The organism is Streptomyces sporangiiformans (assembly GCF_005768555.2).
Classification (GTDB): Bacteria; Actinomycetota; Actinomycetes; order Streptomycetales; family Streptomycetaceae; genus Streptomyces; species Streptomyces sporangiiformans.
The window spans coordinates 1-16,921 of record NZ_VCHX02000104.1 but is presented as its reverse complement, the minus strand read 5'-3'; the positions used below and the strand labels follow the sequence as shown (position 1 = coordinate 16,921).

Annotated in this window: 19 protein-coding genes; 7 read left to right on the top strand and 12 right to left on the bottom strand. The window is 70.8% G+C overall.

All coding sequences use genetic code 11. The annotated features are described in order from the left end of the window. Positions 1-67: 67 nt before the first annotated feature. On the bottom strand, positions 68-520 hold the full coding sequence (locus tag FGD71_RS12370; protein WP_119100456.1) for a hypothetical protein: 453 nt from the start codon (positions 518-520) through the stop codon (positions 68-70). Between the two features lie 34 nt (positions 521-554). Next, positions 555-1,154 carry an ATP-binding protein gene (locus FGD71_RS12365; RefSeq protein WP_119100455.1) on the bottom strand — a complete coding sequence of 200 codons (600 nt, stop codon included), beginning with the start codon at positions 1,152-1,154 and terminating at the stop codon, positions 555-557. A 178-nt stretch (positions 1,155-1,332) separates the two neighbouring features. Between FGD71_RS12365 and FGD71_RS12360 the strand changes: the two genes are divergently transcribed. Then, on the top strand, positions 1,333-2,193 hold the full coding sequence (locus FGD71_RS12360) for a helix-turn-helix domain-containing protein (protein WP_119100490.1): 861 nt from the start codon (positions 1,333-1,335) through the stop codon (positions 2,191-2,193). Continuing rightward, on the top strand, positions 2,194-2,457 hold the full coding sequence (locus FGD71_RS12355; protein WP_119100454.1) for a DUF397 domain-containing protein: 264 nt from the start codon (positions 2,194-2,196) through the stop codon (positions 2,455-2,457). 152 nt (positions 2,458-2,609) lie between these two features. On the opposite strand, the gene FGD71_RS12350 is transcribed toward FGD71_RS12355, so the two are convergent. After that, complete coding sequence (locus FGD71_RS12350) at positions 2,610-3,326, bottom strand: protein-tyrosine phosphatase family protein (RefSeq protein ID WP_119100453.1); 717 nt, start codon at positions 3,324-3,326, stop codon at positions 2,610-2,612. A 193-nt stretch (positions 3,327-3,519) separates the two neighbouring features. After that, positions 3,520-4,938, bottom strand: a complete 1,419-nt coding sequence (pdxR, locus tag FGD71_RS12345; RefSeq protein ID WP_119100452.1) for a MocR-like pyridoxine biosynthesis transcription factor PdxR — start codon at positions 4,936-4,938, stop codon at positions 3,520-3,522. Between the two features lie 47 nt (positions 4,939-4,985). On the opposite strand from pdxR, the gene FGD71_RS12340 reads away from it, so the two are divergent. After that, positions 4,986-5,480, top strand: a complete 495-nt coding sequence (locus FGD71_RS12340; RefSeq protein WP_119100451.1) for a carboxymuconolactone decarboxylase family protein — start codon at positions 4,986-4,988, stop codon at positions 5,478-5,480. 49 nt (positions 5,481-5,529) lie between these two features. On the opposite strand, the gene FGD71_RS12335 is transcribed toward FGD71_RS12340, so the two are convergent. Next, on the bottom strand, positions 5,530-7,017 hold the full coding sequence (locus FGD71_RS12335) for a glutamate synthase subunit beta (protein ID WP_119100450.1): 1,488 nt from the start codon (positions 7,015-7,017) through the stop codon (positions 5,530-5,532). Between the two features lie 190 nt (positions 7,018-7,207). Further along, positions 7,208-7,687: an anthrone oxygenase family protein gene (locus tag FGD71_RS12330; protein WP_119100449.1), complete on the bottom strand. Its 480-nt coding sequence runs from the start codon at positions 7,685-7,687 to the stop codon at positions 7,208-7,210. A 273-nt stretch (positions 7,688-7,960) separates the two neighbouring features. Here FGD71_RS12330 and FGD71_RS12325 point away from each other — a divergent pair, with 273 nt between their 5' ends. Next, positions 7,961-8,602: a nucleoside/nucleotide kinase family protein gene (locus tag FGD71_RS12325; RefSeq protein ID WP_181359182.1), complete on the top strand. Its 642-nt coding sequence runs from the start codon at positions 7,961-7,963 to the stop codon at positions 8,600-8,602. 112 nt (positions 8,603-8,714) lie between these two features. After that, the gene (locus FGD71_RS12320; RefSeq protein ID WP_119100448.1) at positions 8,715-9,143 is read left to right on the top strand and encodes a CBS domain-containing protein; all 429 of its coding nucleotides are present in this window, start codon (positions 8,715-8,717) and stop codon (positions 9,141-9,143) included. A gap of 95 nt (positions 9,144-9,238) precedes the next feature. Here the strand turns inward: FGD71_RS12320 and FGD71_RS12315 are convergent, their stop codons facing one another. Then, on the bottom strand, positions 9,239-10,366 hold the full coding sequence (locus FGD71_RS12315; protein WP_119100447.1) for a magnesium and cobalt transport protein CorA: 1,128 nt from the start codon (positions 10,364-10,366) through the stop codon (positions 9,239-9,241). Between the two features lie 188 nt (positions 10,367-10,554). Here FGD71_RS12315 and FGD71_RS12310 point away from each other — a divergent pair, with 188 nt between their 5' ends. After that, entirely contained in the window at positions 10,555-11,349 is a 795-nt protein-coding gene (locus tag FGD71_RS12310) for a methyltransferase domain-containing protein (RefSeq protein ID WP_119100446.1), read from the top strand. Positions 11,350-11,360: 11 nt separating this feature from the next. Here FGD71_RS12310 and FGD71_RS12305 read toward each other — a convergent pair whose 3' ends face one another. After that, the gene (locus FGD71_RS12305; RefSeq protein WP_119100488.1) at positions 11,361-12,251 is read right to left on the bottom strand and encodes a carbohydrate kinase family protein; all 891 of its coding nucleotides are present in this window, start codon (positions 12,249-12,251) and stop codon (positions 11,361-11,363) included. A gap of 173 nt (positions 12,252-12,424) precedes the next feature. After that, complete coding sequence (locus FGD71_RS12295) at positions 12,425-13,330, bottom strand: pseudouridine-5'-phosphate glycosidase (protein WP_119100445.1); 906 nt, start codon at positions 13,328-13,330, stop codon at positions 12,425-12,427. 99 nt (positions 13,331-13,429) lie between these two features. Here FGD71_RS12295 and FGD71_RS12290 point away from each other — a divergent pair, with 99 nt between their 5' ends. Continuing rightward, positions 13,430-13,858, top strand: a complete 429-nt coding sequence (locus FGD71_RS12290) for a VOC family protein (RefSeq protein ID WP_119100444.1) — start codon at positions 13,430-13,432, stop codon at positions 13,856-13,858. Positions 13,859-13,921: 63 nt separating this feature from the next. On the opposite strand, the gene FGD71_RS12285 is transcribed toward FGD71_RS12290, so the two are convergent. The 3 genes from FGD71_RS12285 to FGD71_RS12275 form a co-directional block, all read right to left on the bottom strand. After that, positions 13,922-15,226 carry an MFS transporter gene (locus FGD71_RS12285; RefSeq protein WP_119100487.1) on the bottom strand — a complete coding sequence of 435 codons (1,305 nt, stop codon included), beginning with the start codon at positions 15,224-15,226 and terminating at the stop codon, positions 13,922-13,924. Between the two features lie 231 nt (positions 15,227-15,457). Continuing rightward, entirely contained in the window at positions 15,458-16,012 is a 555-nt protein-coding gene (locus FGD71_RS12280; RefSeq protein WP_119100443.1) for a methylated-DNA--[protein]-cysteine S-methyltransferase, read from the bottom strand. A gap of 94 nt (positions 16,013-16,106) precedes the next feature. Then, positions 16,107-16,921: glycerophosphodiester phosphodiesterase (locus tag FGD71_RS12275; RefSeq protein ID WP_119100442.1), on the bottom strand; the 815-nt coding region annotated here is incomplete at its 5' end.

Sequence of the window (16,921 nt, the reverse complement as noted above, 5' to 3'; positions counted from 1 at the left end):
AGGCTCATAGGCCGAGGCTCACAGGAGGAAGAAGCGAGAAGGGGAAGGAAGGGGAAGAACGTACCGATCAGGTGCTGACCGGCCGCGACCACGAGGGGGCCGCCCCCATGATCCGGCACAGCGCCAGATAGAGCGGGATCGGCGGGGTGTACGGGATCTCGCTGTCGGGTTTGTGGATGAGGTCGGGCTGGCGCGGTGCGTCGTGCACGACCGCTCCCGTGGCGTAGTGCGCGGGAGCCGGCCACTCGAGGGAGACGTCGGAGTCGGAGGGGACGAGCCACCACCACTGGGTCCCGTCGGCGTACACGCACCCGACGCGCGGCAGCCGGGGCATCAGCAGCGGCCCGAATCTGGCGGGCACCGCCACCGCGTCGCAGCCGAGGGGCACCTGCATGCCCTCCGGGACGGCGAGCTGCTGCGGTGACCCGGCACGGGACGTCCGCAGTCCACGCCGCAGACGGACCAGCGTGTCCAGGTTCAGCACCCGGGGAGTTCCGGCTGACGTAGCCCTCACACCCATTCAGCCCCCGTCCGATCTCAAGGTCGCGGCACCATCAGAACCATTCCTGTCCGGCCGAGGGCGGCGTCCTGGCCTCGGTCCGCGAGGAGCCGGCTGGGGTCGGCCGGCTCCTCGCACTCCAGCCCAGATCCGACCGCGGCTCGGCGCCGTTGTTCGCCGAGCGCGGTAGATCGGCCCAGACCAGCAGTCCGGGACCGGTCTCCTGGGCGCCCCAGGCACTGCACACCGCCGCGACGAGGAGCAGTCCCCTTCCGTGCTCCTCCTCGGGGCGCTGCGGCGACGGGTGGGGTTCACCCGGCGCACACCCCTCATCACGTACGGCTATCCGAACCTGGTCGTCGCTGTCGTGCAGCTCGCACACCACCTGGCGGCTCGCCGTGTGCACGACCGCGTTGGTGACCAGCTCGGAGACGACCAGCTCCGCCGTCGCACAGGTGTCCTCGCAGACGGCCCACCCCGAAAGCCGGGCACGGGTCAGGCGCCGGGCCTGCGCTGCAGAACCCGGGTGCGCGGCCAGCTCGAAGCTGAATCGGCGATGAGGGGCCGCATCGGGGCGCACCCCGGCGGCACCGAGACCGAACCAGTCCTCGGCGGCGTCTGCTCTTAACGGCGCGGGCGGAGTCACGCTTGCCACTATCTCCCCGCCGTGAACACTTGGCAAGTGTCACTCTGAAAATTGCAGAGTGCAGTGTGACGCGCAGAAGGGCCATGGCACACTGCTCGCAACAGCATGTGGCGCGGCGTCAGTTGGGTACCCGGTCTGGGTACGCACCGGGCGCCGCCCGGGCTGTCAGGACTATGTGGAGGTGGACGTGAGCGAGCCGCGGTCCGCACCGACGGTCGGTCAGGTCGTCCTCGGAAGGCGCCTGTTGGACCTGCGGGAGCGCGCGGGGCTCAAGCGCGAGGAGGCCGCGCGCATCCTGCGCGTCACAGCCGCCACCGTCCGCCGCATGGAGACGGCCGAGGTCGCTCTGAAGATCCCGTACCTTCAACTCCTGCTGAAGTCGTACGGTGTGTCCGACGAGGAAGCTGAGGCCTTCGTCACACTCGCCGAGGAGGCCAACCAACCCGGCTGGTGGCAGCGGTTCCACGACATCCTGCCGGGCTGGTTCTCGATGTACGTGAGCCTGGAGGGCGCGGCCACCCTCATCCGGGCGTACGAGCCCCACTTCGTGCCCGGTCTGATGCAGACCCAGGAGTACGCACGGGGCGTCATGGAATCAGGCGCCCTCGGCCAGACGAGACCCGAGGACATCGAGCGCCATGTGGCGCTGCGCATGCAACGTCAGCAACTGCTCACGCGCGAGGACGCGCCGCGGTTGTGGGTCGTGATGGACGAGACCGCGCTGCGCCGGCCCGTCGGCGGCCCCGACGTGATGCGCGCACAGATCGACAAGTTGATCGAGACCACGAACCTGCCCAATGTGACGCTGCAGATCGCCCCCTTCTCCTCAGGGCCGCACGCGGGCACGTACGGGCCCTTCGTGCTCTTCCGATTTGCCATGCCCGAACTGCCGGACATGGTCTACAGCGAGTACCTGACCGGCGCCGTCTACCTGGACGCGCGTGCCGAGGTGGCCACCCACCTCGAGGTCATGGACCGCATGGCGGCGCACGCCGCCACAGCACATCGCACGAAGGAGATCCTCAACGATCTCCGCAAGGAGCTGTGAATGAATCCCATCAAAGCCCGGGTACACGACGCGCCGATCTACAACGGCATGCCCGCACGGGAGCTGGGCAGCGAAGGCTGGCACAAGCCGTGGAGCGGGGGCAACGGCGGCAACTGCCTGGAGGCGATGAAGCTCGCCGACGGCCGCATCGCGGTCCGTCAGTCGGCGGACCCGGACGGACCCGCCCTTATCTACACCCCCGGTGAGATGACCGCGTTCATCCAGGGCGCCAAGGCCGGAGAGGCGGACTTCCTGCTCTCTTGAGGCTGTTGATGTCCCCGCATCGCGCATGCGTGCGCATTTGATTGATGACTAACCACGGCAGAAGCCGCAGATGCTTACGGAGTACCTCATGACCGTGACCGAGGAGGACCCCTCTCAGGACACCGTCCGGACCGTCCGGACCGACGTGTGCTCTACCGCCATGACCACATGCGACGTGGCGCGTCCACAAGGCGGCTGAGCGCGATCACCGGGAACGGCGGCTGTTCCGCGTGGTCCCGGCCAAGGCTCAACCCGTAGTAGATCTGCTCGATCGACGGCGGTCCGACCGCGAGGTTGCGGCGGACCGCCGTCGTCGGTGACTCCTGTCCGGCGTGGACGAGATACGCGGCCGCCATCGTCCCCGTACGCCCCACGCCTGCGCCACAGTGCACGAACACCGGCCCCGGCACCGAGCCGATGACGTCGAGGAAACGTCGCACCTGGTGAGGTGTCGGGGTCTGTCCGTCCCGGATGGGAAGACGGACGACGTCGAGCCCGGCCTTGTGGGGGCCGGCGAGCCGGTCCGCGCTCAGGTCCTCGGCGCGCAGATCGACCACGGTGGTGAAGCCGAGGTGTGCCAGCGCCCGGTAGCCCGCGGTGGAGGGGGCAGCACCGCGCCAGAGCTGCCCGTCGGCGTCCACGGGCTGGAAGTGGTGGATGCCCCGCACGGGGTGGGTGCCCGGAGGTGGCGGGGTGTGTTCGCGCATCCAGTACGACACCGCGAGGATGCTCAGCGCGCCGGTCGCCCAGAGGGCGAGATAGCCGAGAGCGAGGGTGGCGAGCGCCCGGAGGAGCATTCGGCGCAGGGGCGCGCGTGACCGGCCGGTCGGCAGTGTGAGTCGGGGCGAGGACGGGGCGATGACAGCCATGAGCGAGCCGGGGTGCTCGGGGACGAGGGACGCGCCAGCATCGTAACCTCGGGTGCTGGGGCGGGAGCGGCCCGTGATGACAGTGGGGCGGTTGTCGTCCTACGGGGCCGCTGGGATCAGAAGGGGGCGCGATGGACTCGGGAGCGTCGCGCGAGCCCCGGCGCCCGCCCCGTTCGCTCTGTCCCGCCCCCTCTCACCCCGGTGGCAGCACTCCGCACAACGCGTCGAGCGCCGCCGCGTACGCATGCTCCGGCGGGGTCGCGTAGCCGACGACCAGTCCGTCCATGGAGGGCATGGTTGCCGCCGGGTGGCGGAAGTCCGAGAGACCGTCCAGGGCAACCCCCTGCCAGGCGGCCCCCTTGACGGTGGACCGCTCGCTTCCAGGTGGCAGCCGCAGCACCGCGTGCAGGCCGGCCGCGATACCGGTGACCTCGATATGCGGCGCGAGCGCGGCGACGAGACGGTCGCGCCGCCTCCGGTACCGCTGACGCATCCGCCGCACATGGCGGTCGTACGACCCCGAGACCACGAAGTCCGCGAGGGTCAACTGGTCCAGGACGCTCGCCCATGCCTCGCGATCGCCCTTCGCCTCCAGTACGGCGTCGACGTACCGCTCCGGAAGGACCATCCAGCCCAGCCGCAGGGCGGGCGACAGGCTCTTGCTGACCGAGCCGATGTGGATGACCCGCTCAGGGTCCAGGCCCTGTACGGCTCCGACGGGCTTGCGGTCGTAGCGGAACTCGCCGTCGTAGTCGTCCTCCAGAATCACGCCGCCACGCGCGCGTGCCCAGTCGATGACGGCGGCACGACGTGCGGGATGCAGCGGCCCGCCGGTCGGGAACTGGTGTGCCGGCGTGAGCAGTACGGCCCTCTCCTTGCCCAGTTCCTCGACCTGGGCGCCGTGTTCGTCGAGGGACAGCGGCACCGTCCGTACGCCCGCCGCAGTCAGCAACTCGCGGTGGAAGCCCAGCCCGTACGCCTCCACGGCCAGCGGGCCCCGCAGCACCGCGCCTGCGAAGAGGAGGCGCAGCGCGTGGGCGAAGCCGGAGCAGATCACGATCCGGCCGGGCTCGGTGCGTACCCCACGCGCGCGTGCCAGGTACTCCGTGAGCGCCCGCCGCAGTTCGATTCGGCCCGCGGGATCGCCGGGCCCGAAGGCCTCGTTGGGGGCGGCGTTCAGCGCTCGCCGGTACGAAGCGAGCCACGCGGCACGCGGGAACGACGACGCGTCCGGCGTGCCCTGCCGCAGGTTGTGGCGCGGTCCACGCGCGCGTGGAGGTGTCTTTCTGGGGACGCGCGCGTGGGCGACGTCCAATGGCTCGGCGCGCTCGGCGACCCGGGTGCCCGAGCCCTGGCGCGCGGTCAGCCAGCCCTCGGCGACGAGTTCCGCGTAGGCGTCGGCGACCGTGTTGCGGGCGACACCGAGGTCGGCGGCGAGCGAACGGTACGGGGGAAGACGAGTGCCCGGGGCGAGGCGTCCGCCGCGTACGGCCTCGCGCAGGGCGCGGATGAGGGCGGCGCGGCGACCGCCCGCCCCCGACAGCTCCCGTTCCAGTTCCAGGTGCAGGTCGGCACCGATGCGCTCCGCTGAATTGACCCATGAATCCGCCATGAAAATGAACCATACAAGGGGTCTTTCCGGCCCATAGATTCATAGGCATGACGACGAACACAGCAGGCAGGACGACGGGAACCGCAGTGGCCGGAAATTCTCGACTCGACTTCGCGAAGTCCGCCCCGAAGGCCTTCCGTGCCCTCATCGGCTTCGACGCCGCGGCGCGCGAGAGTCTGGACCCCGCGCTGGTCGAGCTGATCCAGATCCGCGCCTCACATCTCAACCACTGCGCGTACTGCCTCCACATGCACACCAACGACGCGCGCAAGGCGGGCGAGAGCGAGGACCGCCTCCACATGGTCGCGGTGTGGCGCGAGGCTCCGCACTTCTTCAGCGCGCAGGAACGCGCGGCGCTGGCACTGACGGAGGCGGTGACGCTGGTGGCCGACGGGGGAGTCCCCGACGAGGTCTACGCGGAGGCCGCCGCACACTTCGACGACCAGGAGCTGGCCCATGTGCTGGCGCTGATCTTCGCGATCAACACGTGGAACCGGATCGCCCTGTCGACGGCGAAGAAGGCGGGGACGGACGGCCGCTGAGGCGGTGACGGGCGCACAGCGGCGTCCACCCCGTCATTCCCTCGTGGGCTCATACCGTCATCGGCCGGTCGTGCGGCCCTATCGGTGCCGGAAGCCGTGAGTTCCCCGTCAGATGACGGTCCACCGCTGCCGCGACCGCCCGCCCCTCGGCGATGGCCCACACGATCAGGGACTGGCCGCGGGCGGCGTCCCCCGCGGCGTACACGCCCGGGACGTTGGTCGCGAAGTCCGCGTCGCGGCTGATCGTGCCGCGGGGGGTGAGGGAGAGGCCGAGCTGGTCGACGAGGCCGTCGGTGCGGTCGGGGCCGGAGAAGCCGAGGGCGAGCAGGACCAGGTCGGCGGGGATCGAGCGCTCGGTGCCGGGGAGCGGCCGGCGTTCGGGGTCGACCTCGACGATGCGCAGTGCGCGGACGTGTCCGTTCGCGTCGCCGGTGAAGCGGAGCGTGGACGCCGCGAAGAGCCGCGCGTCCGCGTCCGCCGCGGGCGAGGTCCGCAGGTCGCGAGCCTCCTCGTGCGCGGCCGACAGGCGGTAGATCTTCGGATACACCGGCCACGGCTCGGTGTCCTCGTCGCGCTCCGCGCCCGGCTGCGCGTAGATGTCCAGCTGGGTCACGGACGCCGCGCCCTCGCGTACCGCCGTGCCCAGGCAGTCGGCACCCGTGTCGCCGCCCCCGACTATGACGACGTGCTTGCCGGCAGCGGACAGCGGGGACGCCTCCAGGTCTCCCTCGCACACCCGGTTGGCCAGCGGCAGATACTCCATCGCCTGATGAATGCCGTCCAACTCCCTGCCAGGCACAGGAAGTTCACGCCAGGCCGTTGCGCCCACCGCGAGGACCACGGCGTCGTAACGGGCCCGCAGCTCGGCAGCTCCAAGGTCCCTGCCGACGGCCATCGAGGTGCGGAACTTGGTTCCCTCCGCCGTCATTTGGCCGAGCCGTCGCTCCAGGTGCCGCTTCTCCATCTTGAACTCGGGGATCCCGTACCGCATCAGCCCGCCGATCCGGTCGTCCCGTTCGTACACGGCGACGGTGTGCCCGGCCCGGGTCAACTGCTGGGCCGCGGCGAGTCCGGTGGGCCCCGAGCCGATCACCGCGACCGTCCGCCCGGACAGCCGGTCCGGCGGTCGCGGCGGAGTGAACCCGTCCTCCCAGGCCCGGTCGGCGATGGCGGCCTCGACGTTCTTGATGGTGACCGCGGGCTGGTTGATCGCCAGCACACAGCCCGCCTCGCACGGCGCGGGGCACAACCGCCCGGTGAACTCGGGAAAGTTGTTGGTGGCGTGCAACCGGTCGCTCGCCACGCGCCAGTCGTCGCGCGAGACGAGGTCGTTCCACTCGGGGATCAGGTTGCCGAGCGGACAGGCCTCGTGGCAGAAGGGGATGCCGCAGTCCATGCAGCGGTCGGCCTGCGTGCGGATGATGGGCAGCAGTGCCCCGGGGACGTACACCTCGTCCCAGTCACGGACCCGCTCCTCGACGGGGCGGCGTGGCCACTCCTCGCGGGAGGCGTTGAGAAAACCCTTGGGATCGGCCATGGCCGTCTCACTCACGTGCGCGTACGGGGGCCCGTGCGCCCTTGGGCCTTCGGCCTCCGGGCGGCGGCCGGGCGGCAGGGAGCAGGGCCTTCGGTTGACTCTCCCCGCCACGATACGTCGCCCGCGCCGCGCACGCCTCAGGCATGCACCGGCCCGTGTGCCCAAGGGGTGCGCGCCCGGCGTGTACGCCTCAGGTGAGGGCCAGCACGTACGAGATCGCCGCGGCGGCCGACGCGACCATGCGGGCGTGGTTCCACATCGTCCACTCGCTCACGAACGTGGGCCAGTAGGCGGCGGCCTCCGGGGTGCCGGGGTCCATCTTGGCCAGCGCCTCGTTGCGCGGGACGTTCGCGACCATCGTGACTCCGAACGAGCCGAACAGATACAGCGCGCTGCCGAGCAGCAGCTCCACCGTGCCCTCGTCGGGCCACAGCACGAACGTGACCACCGCGAGCACGGTGCACAGCACCGCCGACCCGACGAACACGACCATGAAAGCCGGCATCAAAGCGGTCACGTTGATCGCTTGCATCGCCGCGACACCCTGCGCGGGCGGCAGCGCGGCGAGCCCCTTCATCACGAACGTCGAGAACGCGCAGAAGACCCCGGCCACCAGCCCGGTGCCGAGCACACCCAGCAACGTGAACACGAAGTACGGTCCATCGATCATGGCAACTCCCCGCATAGAGCAAGCCCGTGGGCAGCAACTCGGCGCACCGCTCCCAGAACCGTCGGGCCGAACGCTCCCGAACCCCAAGATCCTGCCCGGCACTCCCTGTCACTACAAGTGAAACCCCGTACGAGAAGAGTGACCATGGTTGAGAGGCTCGAGGCCATACGCGCGCGTCTTGGACGCCGAGCGTATGCCTCGAATGCCGATCGGCCGCCGAGTGGCCGCCGAACGGAGCCGGGAGCCGCCGGGCATGTCGGCCCGCGCGGCATCATGGGCCTTGTGCGACTCGAAGCGATCACCTGGGAACGGCTCGGCGACCTCCTCGCCGAGCGGCTGCTCGACCTGAAGCCGAGTGACGGCAGTCCCTGGCCGCGCATCGCCTTCGACGGAGCACCGGCCGCACAGCCCGGCCACCTCGCCGAACGCGTGGCCGAGGCGCTGCGCGTACGTGGCCGCTCCGCACTGGTCATCGGCGCAGAGGGCTTCCTGCGCCCCGCGTCACTCCGGTTCGAGTACGGCCACCAGGACGTGGAGGCCTACTACAACGGCTGGTTCGACACCGGAGCCCTGTGGCGCGAGGTCTTCGGCCCGCTGGAACCGGCGGGCGACGGCCGTGTCCTGCCCGACCTCTGGGACCCCGCCGCCGACCGCGCCACCCGCAGTCCGTACGTCCAACTCCCACCCGGTGCCCTGCTGTTGCTGCACGGCCCGCTGCTCCTGCGCCACTGGTTCCCGTTCGACCTGGCCGTCCACACACGCCTCTCCCCGGGCGCCCTGCGGCGGCGCACCCCCGAGAGCGAACACTGGACGCTGCCCGCGTACGAGCGCTACGAGAGCGAGGTCGCCCCGGGCGACACGGCCGACGTCCTGGTGCGCGCCGATGACCCGCGCCACCCGGCGTGGAACGGCTGACGTCGGCGAACTCCGGGTGCGCATCTCCGCGTCCTTGGCGAGAATGTAGAGGCGCCGGGACCAGCGGTGCGTCCCCGCGCCGCGCCGGCCCGCCGGCAACGGGAGGTATTACATGACCACCGCCGGAGAAATCATGCACCGCGGCGCCCAGTGGATCCCCGCTCACGAGACCCTGGACCGTGCCGCCCAGCTGATGCGGGAGCTCAACGTGGGCGCGCTGCCCATCAGCGACCAGAACGAACGGCTCTGCGGCATTCTCACGGACCGCGACATCGTGGTCGGCTGCGTGGCCATGGGGCATGACCCGGCCCGCGTCACCGCGGGCGAGATGGCCAAGGGCACGCCGCGCTGGATCGACGCCGACGCCGATGTCAGTGAAGTGCTCGGCGAAATGCAGGGCCACCAGATCCGCCGCCTTCCTGTGATCAAGAACAAGCGCCTGGTCGGAATGATCAGCGAGGCCGATCTGGCCGCGCATCTGACGGAGGAACAGCTCGCGGGCTGGGCCGAGAGCGTCTACGCGAAGGCCACGACACGCTGACACCGGAAACACACCCTCGTCCGGCACGAGCCGCCCTCGTCCGGCACGAGCCGCCCTCGTCCGGCCGGCCGTGCCGGACGAGGGGCACACGTGTGTCACAACCAGCCGTTTCGCTTGAACCCCCGGTGCAGGAAGAAGCAGGCGACAGCGATCACACCGATGGCCCAGGCGTAACCGAACTTCCAGTGCAGCTCCGGCATGAATTCGAAGTTCATGCCGTAGACACCGCAGACCATCGTCGGCACGGCGATCAGCGCCGCCCACGCCGTGATCTTCCGCATGTCCTCGTTCTGCGCGACGCTGACCTGCGCGAGGTGTGCCTGCAGAATCGAGTTGAGCAGGTCGTCGAACGCGGCTATCTGCTCGGTCACCCGCAGCAGATGGTCGGAGACATCCCGGAAGTACGCCTGTATCTCCTGGTCGACCACCCGTATCGGCCGGGTGGCGAGGTCCGTGATCGGGCGGCTCAGGGGCACCACCGCCCGCTTCAGTTCGAGGAGTTCGCGCTTGAGCTGGTAGATACGCCCGGGGTCGGCCCGCGCGCCGTTCTCCGCGAACACGTCGGTCTCGACCTGGTCGATGTCCTCCTGCACCGCGTCGGTGACGTTCAGATAGTCATCGACGACATGGTCCGCGATCGCGTGCAGTACCGCGGCCGGCCCCTTGGCGAGCTGCTCGGGGTCGGCCTCCAGCTCCTCGCGCAGCGGGCCCAGCGAACCGTGCAGGCCGTGCCGCACCGTGATCACGAAGTCGGAGCCGACGAAGACCATGATCTCGCCGGTGTTCACCACCTCGCTGGTCGCGGTCAGTTCAGCGTGCTCGACGTAGCAGACCGTTTTGAACACCGCGAACAGTGTCTCGCCGTACCGCTCCAGTTTCGGGCGCTGATGGGCGTGCACCGAGTCCTCGACCGCCAGCGGGTGCAGGTCGAAGAGCTGGGCGATGACCGAGAACTCCGCCTCCGTCGGCTCGTGCAGCCCGAGCCAGACGAAGCCTTCGCCGTCCTTGCGGATCTTCTCCACCGTCTCGACGAGGTCACGGCCGCCGGGCACTCTGACCCCGTCCTCGTACGCCACGCAGTTCACCACCGAGGAGCCCAGTGGGGACCGGGCGGGGTGGCTGAGGTCCACGCGGGCACGCCGCCGTCCCAACCGCGCCACCTTGCGAAGCCCACCGGCCCTGCCCAAGCCCGTGACCTTCCGCAGATTCCCTGCCATGGACATCTGGATCTCCTCGTGTGGATCTCCTCGCGCCGCACTCTGCGCCTTGCCGCGGCCAGTTTGCCAGGATGTACCGATGGCCGGGAAAAGCCTGGAGGAATGGAGCGTTCCGTTCCGCTGCCTGCCGCGACACGTGAAGAACGCGAGAGTCGGCCATAGTGGGCAAGCCGGACAACTGGGATGATCTACGCATGACGCGAACCCACGGGTATCTCCTCGACAACCGGCAGACCGAGGCGAGTCAGCGCTTCCAGGCCCTCGCCACCCTCTTCGACCCCACGACGTTCCGGCACATCGAGCGGCTTGGCATCGGATCCGGCTGGCGCTGCTGGGAGGTCGGCGCCGGCGGCACGTCCGTGGTGTCCTGGCTCGCCAAGAAGGTCGGCCCCACCGGACGGGTCGTCGCGACCGACACCGACGACTCGTGGGCTGCCTCGGTCGCCCGCCCGCCGGTCGAGGTGCGTGTCCATGACGTGGGCGTGGACGAGCCGCCGGGCGACGGCTTCGATCTCGTGCACGCCCGGCTCGTCCTGTCCCATGTGCCGGACAGGGAACGGGCATTGCGGTCGATGGCCGGGGCGCTGCGGTCCGGTGGACGACTCCTGATCGAGGACGCCGATCCCGCGCTGCAATCGCGGCTCTGCCCCGACGAGCACGGCGCTGAGCAGCAGCTGGCCAACAAGCTGCGCCACGCCTGCGACAAACTGCTCGCCAAGCGCGGCGCCGACCTGGCGTACGGACGGCAACTCCCGCGCCTGCTCCGCGAGGCCGGACTGCGTCGCGTGGAGGCCGAGGCATGCTTCGCGATCGCCTCGCCGGCCTGCGCCGCGCTGGAGTCCGTGACGGTCGGCCAGGTCCGCGAAGAGCTCGTAGCGGCGGGCCTTGTCTCGGATCAGGACATCGAGCGTCACTTGGCGAACGTGACAGCAGGCGTCATGGATCTGACGACGGCACCACTGGTCTCGGCGTGGGGGCGCAAGCCGTAGCCCAGGCGCCGTCACGCGTTCCTCTCCGGCCTCCCGCCCACCCGCTCCACCGCCCGAGCTCCCGCCCGGCACCCCTCCGCCGCCGCCTCCCGGGGCCGGCTGCCCGAGAGCACGGCAGCGAGGAAGGCGCCGGTGAAAGCGTCCCCGGCCCCCGTGGTGTCGACGGGTGTCGCGGGCGCCGCCGGGACGTGCTCCCTTACGGCACCCGACTCGGCCACCAGTGCTCCGGCTCCGCCTTGTTTGACCACCACCAGCGGGACGTGGCGGCTCAACTTGGCCGCCGCGTCCCCCGGATCGGGCAGCCCGGTGAGCAGGCAGGCCTCGTCCCGGCTCGGCAGCAGTACGTCGACTCCCTCGGCGAGTGCCAGAAAGCGGTCGACGCCGAGCACGGAGAGGAACCCCGCCGACGCGGGATCCAGACTCACCGGCACGCCACGCGCGCGTGCCGATTCCAGAGTCACCGCGACCAGTGCCCGGCCCGGCTCGGAGAAGAACAGGTAGCCCGACAGGTGCAGCCACGCGACGTTGTCGAGCAGCGACGGCGACCAGTCACCGGGGTCGAGCCGAAGGGAAGCGCCGCTGTCCGTGAGGAAGGTGCGCTCCGCCGCCGCATCCGCGTCCACCAGGCAGATCACGGTGCCTGTCGGTGCTGTGGGATCGACGACCAGTTGGGGACGCACCCCTGAAGCGGTCAGCTCCCGCTCGTGCCACGCCGCCGAGTCGGCGCCCACCCGGCCGAGGATTCGCACGTCCGGACAGCCCCAATGGGCCGCCCAGCACGCGACGTTGGCGCCCGCGCCGCCCGGCATGGTCCGGATGGCGGCGGCCGTGTCGGTGCCCGAGGCGAGCGGTCCTCGATGCCGGGCGACGACGTCTGTGACGATGTCACCGACGACCAGCAGGGCGCCGTGATGACGCCCCTGCCCCGTCGCTTCCCAGCCGGGCCCCCTCGTCTCCCAGCCGGGCCCCCTCGTCTCCCAGCCGGGCCCCCTCGTCTCCCAGCCGGGCCCCTTCGTGCTCGAGCCCGGCGCTCTCGCGGCCCCCTCGGCCTCGCCCGCGCCTCCGCCTGCCCCGGTCACGCCCCGGCCCAGGCCGCCGCGATCCGGCCCGCGAGTCGTACGTTGCCGCGTACGGCCGCCAGATTGGCGCTCAGGGACGCCCCGTCGGTGTGCCGCACCAGATAGTCGAGCAGGAACGGCGTGACCGCCTGGCCGGTCACACCCTCCGCCTCGCATGCGTGCAGCGCGTCGGCCAGCACGCGCGCGTGGAGCTCGGGATCCAGCTGCTCCGCCTCGGGAACCGGATTGGCGACGATCAGCGCGGACTCGGGTCCGTCGAGCGCGTCCTGCGCGCGCATGACAGCCGAGACCTCGTCGGGCGACTCCAGCGTCCAGTCGACCGGGTGCCCCGAGTCGGACAGATAGAAGCCGGGAAAGCGCGCGGTCGCGTACCCGGCGACCGCGACGCCCAGTGTCTCCAGGCGCTGCAGGGTCGCCGGCACGTCAAGGATGGACTTCACGCCCGCGCACACCACCGTGATCCGGGTACGCGCGAGGAGACCCAGGTCGGCGGACTCGTCCTGGGTGAGCGTCCACTCCCGGTGCACTCCACCGAGCCCGCCCGTCGCGAACACCCGGACGCCCGCCCGCGCGGCCAGCAGCGCTGTCGCCGACACCGTCGTCGCCCCGCTCGCGCCCGTGGCGACGGCGAGCGGCAGATCGCGATGGCCGAGCTTGCGCATGGCGTCCTCGTTCGCCACCCGCTCCAACTGCTCCTTGTCGAGGCCCACCCGGGGCTCCCCGTCCAGGACGGCGATCGTCGCGGGAACGGCACCCTCCTGGCGTACGGCCGTCTCCAGCTCCAGCGCCACCTGGAGATTGCGCGGCCGCGGCAGCCCGTGCGCGATGATCGTGGACTCCAGGGCCACCACCGGCCGGTGCGCGGCGAGCGCCTCCCGTACCTCTTCGGACACCACCAGCACGCGCCTGCCTCCTGTCTGTCGGTTCTCCCCTCATCCCTGGCGGGCGGCGCGCCCGGCCAAACCCTTGCGACGGCCGGAAGAGGGCAGCAGCCTAGGGGCATGACGGACAACTCGGCACGTCTCGACCATGTCGTCCTCTGGGTGCGCGACCCGGTCGCCTCGGCCGACTTCTACGAGAAGTCGGTCGGCCTGGAACCTCTCAGAATCACCGAATTCACCGCGGGGAAGGTGTCATTCCCCTCCGTACGCCTCAACGAGGAGACCATCTTCGACCTGGCACCACTGTCGCTGGCCGCGGGCATGGACATGGTCCCCGGGGCGGACGAGAGCGCGGGCCACCCCGTCAACCACGTATGCCTGTCCCTTCGGGGTGACGACTTCGATGAGCTTCGCGCTCGTCTGGAGGAGCGGGCCGTCCCGGTCTCGGACTTCTCGTACGACGCGTTCGGGGCCCGGGGAACGGCCAGGCGAAGCTTCTACTTCCGGGACCCGGACGGAAACGTCTTCGAGGCCCGGCACTACGAGTAGCGCCGGGCCGACAGGGCCCAGGCCCTGTCGGCATGTTCCCGCCTGCCGCGCGACCGACAGGGCCTAGAGCAGGTCGCGCGGCTCCTCCGGTGTCGCCGGGTCTGCGACGCGCTTGCTCCGGGTGAACAGGGCCAGCGCGCCGAGCGGCAGCAACAGGCAGGCGGCGATGAGGTTCAGCCAGCCGTAGCTCGCCTGCGCGACGATGAGGCCCGCGGCCACGCCGCCGACGCCCGCCGAGGTGTTCATGGTCAGGTCGGACAGCCCCTGCGCGGCGGCGCGCGCGGGCTGGGGCACGGAGTCCGTGAGGAGCGCGGAGCCGGAGACGAGGCCCGCCGACCAGCCGAGGCCCAGTACGAAGAGCCCGGCGGCGCTCTGCCCGTGATGGGCGCCCGCGGTGCCCGCGAGCAGCGCCGCACAGGCCAGCAGGGCCACGGCGAGTCCGATCACCGAGAGCCGCCCGAGGTGGTCCGACAGCCGCCCCATGATCGGTGAGAACGCGTACATGCCCGCGATATGGCCACTGATGACCAGGCCGATCAGGTCGATGCTCGCGCCGTGGTGGCCGAGGTCGACCGGCGTCATCGACATGACCGAGACCATCGCCGTGTGCGAGACGGCCACCGTCACCAGGGCCAGGCGGGCGCGCGGCGAGGCCCGCACCGCCGCCAGCCCGGCCCGGATCGAGCGCGCGTCGGCGGACTGCTCCTCGACCGGCGCGAGCGCGCGGGCGGTGAGCAGCGGGTCGGGCCGCAGCAGCACCGCGACCAGGAGCGCCGAGACGAGGAAGACGCCGGCGGCCCATAGGAAGGGGCCCGCCGTCTCCGGTATGCCGAGCCCGGAGACGCTGCGTCCCGCGGGCGCGGCGATGTTGGGACCGAGAACCGCACCGATGGTGGTGGCCCACACGACGTTCGAGATGGCCCGGGCCCGCCGCTGGGGTTCGGCGAGATCGGCGGCCGCGAACCGGGCCTGCAGATTCGCGGACGAGGCCGCACCGAACGCCGCCATACCGAGCAGCAGCAGCGGAAAGCTGCCGGCGGTCGCGGCGGCCACGACGACGCCGGCTCCCAACGCACCGATGAGATACGCCAGGACGAGCCCCGGGCGGCGACCGCGCGCGGTCATCAGTGCGGCCAGCGGCATGGAGAGCAGAGCCGTCCCCGCGACGGTCGCGGTGGGCGCGAGCCCGGCCAGTGACTCGGTGCCGGCCACCTGTTGGGCCAGCACAGCGGCGAGCGCGATACCGGTGGCGACGCCCAGTCCGCCGAGGATCTGACTCGCGATGAGTACAGCGGATATGCGGCGCCGCAGTGCCGGTATCCCGTCCGCGTCGACAGGCGCGGCGACCTGTCGCTCGACGGCGGTCATCGCGAACGCCCCGGGGCGGCGCAACAGAACGCGCGCACGTCGGTCTCAGTGGTGCACCGAGCCGTGGCGGACGCGGGCAGGCGAGCGCAGGATGTGGTCACCGGCGCAGTCTCCCCCTTCTCCCGGACCGCGGTCTCCCCCTTTTCCCGGAACCCGGGACGCCCTGAGCGCAACGGCCTTTCCCGAACTCGAGGCTCCATGCCTCCCCAGTGCCTTGCGAGTACCCGCCCTTTAGAACAAGGGCTCCGGAAGCACCCCTTCCAGGGCCAGCAGCTTCCGCTTGGTCTCCAGGCCGCCGCCGAAACCACCGATGCCGCCGTCGCTCTCGACGACCCGGTGACACGGCACGACGACCGGCAGCGGATTGGCGCCCATGGCGATGCCCACGGCCTGGGCCGCGCCCGGCTGACCGACCCGCCCGGCCAGGTCGCCGTACCCGACAACCGTCCCGTACGGAACGCCGGACGACAGTTCACGTAGCACCTGGCGGTTGAACCCGGAGATCAGCGACCAGTCCAGCGGCAGCTCGAAGTCGTGCCGCGCACCCGCGAAGTACGCCTCGACCTGGCGTATCGCCTCGGCAAGCAGTGGGGACCCGGGCGCCTCGACCGGCTCGGCGCCGAGCCTGGATCCGAGCCGGTCGAGCGCCTTGTGGCGCACCTCGTCCGTGGCGTGGAAGACGACGTTGACCAGGCCCTCGCCGGTCGCGGCCAGCAGCAACGGGCCGATGTCGGTGCCGACGACGGTCCACACCACCTGCTGCTCGTTCTGCCCATGGCTGTTCATGCGGTCCACCGTACGGCGCACCACTGACAACGCCGGTGGCGCGGACGCATGCGGGCGTCCGCGCCACCGGCAGGCCCGGGAGCGGGCCTCAGAACTAGTCCAGCGCCGCCCGGATCACGTCGGGCTTGTTCGTGATGATGCCGTTCACACCGAAGTCCGCGACGCGCCGCGCGCCGTCCGCGGTGTCGACGGTCCATGTGAAGATTTCCAGCGGCTTGCCGTGCGGTCCGTCGAGCTTGTGGATCGACGCGACGTAGTCGGCGGAGATGGACGTGTGCGTCGAGTTGATCTGGTCGGCGAACTTCGCGTACGTGGGCAGGTCCGCGACGGCCGGGGTGCCCAGAAAGCCCGTCTTGACGTCGGGCCGCAGCTCGTGCACGGTCCGTACGCTGTCCGCGCTGAAGCTCTGGATGACCAGCTTGCTCCGTACGTTGTACGGCCACAGCCAGCCCTCGTTGCTGAGGACCTTGAGGGTCTCCTTCTCGATTCCCGGGTAGAGGGCCGGGTTCTTGATCTCCAGCACGAGCTTCTGATGGTTGCGGGAGACACGGTTCATGTACTGCTTCAGCGTCGGCACGCGCGCGCCCGCGTACTTGGCGCTGAACCAGCTGCCCGCGTCCAGGCGTGCGATCTCCGCGGCGGTGAAGTCCTTGACCTTCCACGGCGCCCGGTCGGGGAAGACCTCCTCGACGTTGGTGGTGCGCTTGAGGTTGTCGTCGTGGATCACCACGAGTTCGCCGTCCTTGGTGCGCTGGACGTCGTTCTCGACCCAGCGGAATCCCAGCTTCGCCGCCTTGTCGACGGCGGCCAGGGTGTTCTCGGGGGCGTAGGCGGAGGCGCCGCGGTGGGCGACGACCAGCGGCTGGTCGTCACCCACCGCGGCGTGAGCGGTGGGAGTGGAGAGAGCGA

Coding starts and splice junctions, on each gene's coding strand:
- FGD71_RS12370 (WP_119100456.1), bottom strand. CDS start 520: ATGGGTGTGAGGGCTACGTCAGCCGGAACTCCCCGGGTGCTGAACCTG.
- FGD71_RS12355 (WP_119100454.1), top strand. CDS start 2,194: ATGAATCCCATCAAAGCCCGGGTACACGACGCGCCGATCTACAACGGC.
- FGD71_RS12350 (WP_119100453.1), bottom strand. CDS start 3,326: ATGGCTGTCATCGCCCCGTCCTCGCCCCGACTCACACTGCCGACCGGC.
- pdxR (WP_119100452.1), bottom strand. CDS start 4,938: ATGGCGGATTCATGGGTCAATTCAGCGGAGCGCATCGGTGCCGACCTG.
- FGD71_RS12340 (WP_119100451.1), top strand. CDS start 4,986: ATGACGACGAACACAGCAGGCAGGACGACGGGAACCGCAGTGGCCGGA.
- FGD71_RS12335 (WP_119100450.1), bottom strand. CDS start 7,017: ATGGCCGATCCCAAGGGTTTTCTCAACGCCTCCCGCGAGGAGTGGCCA.
- FGD71_RS12330 (WP_119100449.1), bottom strand. CDS start 7,687: ATGATCGATGGACCGTACTTCGTGTTCACGTTGCTGGGTGTGCTCGGC.
- FGD71_RS12325 (WP_181359182.1), top strand. CDS start 7,961: ATGGGCCTTGTGCGACTCGAAGCGATCACCTGGGAACGGCTCGGCGAC.
- FGD71_RS12320 (WP_119100448.1), top strand. CDS start 8,715: ATGACCACCGCCGGAGAAATCATGCACCGCGGCGCCCAGTGGATCCCC.
- FGD71_RS12315 (WP_119100447.1), bottom strand. CDS start 10,366: ATGTCCATGGCAGGGAATCTGCGGAAGGTCACGGGCTTGGGCAGGGCC.
- FGD71_RS12310 (WP_119100446.1), top strand. CDS start 10,555: ATGACGCGAACCCACGGGTATCTCCTCGACAACCGGCAGACCGAGGCG.
- FGD71_RS12290 (WP_119100444.1), top strand. CDS start 13,430: ATGACGGACAACTCGGCACGTCTCGACCATGTCGTCCTCTGGGTGCGC.
- FGD71_RS12285 (WP_119100487.1), bottom strand. CDS start 15,226: ATGACCGCCGTCGAGCGACAGGTCGCCGCGCCTGTCGACGCGGACGGG.
- FGD71_RS12280 (WP_119100443.1), bottom strand. CDS start 16,012: ATGAACAGCCATGGGCAGAACGAGCAGCAGGTGGTGTGGACCGTCGTC.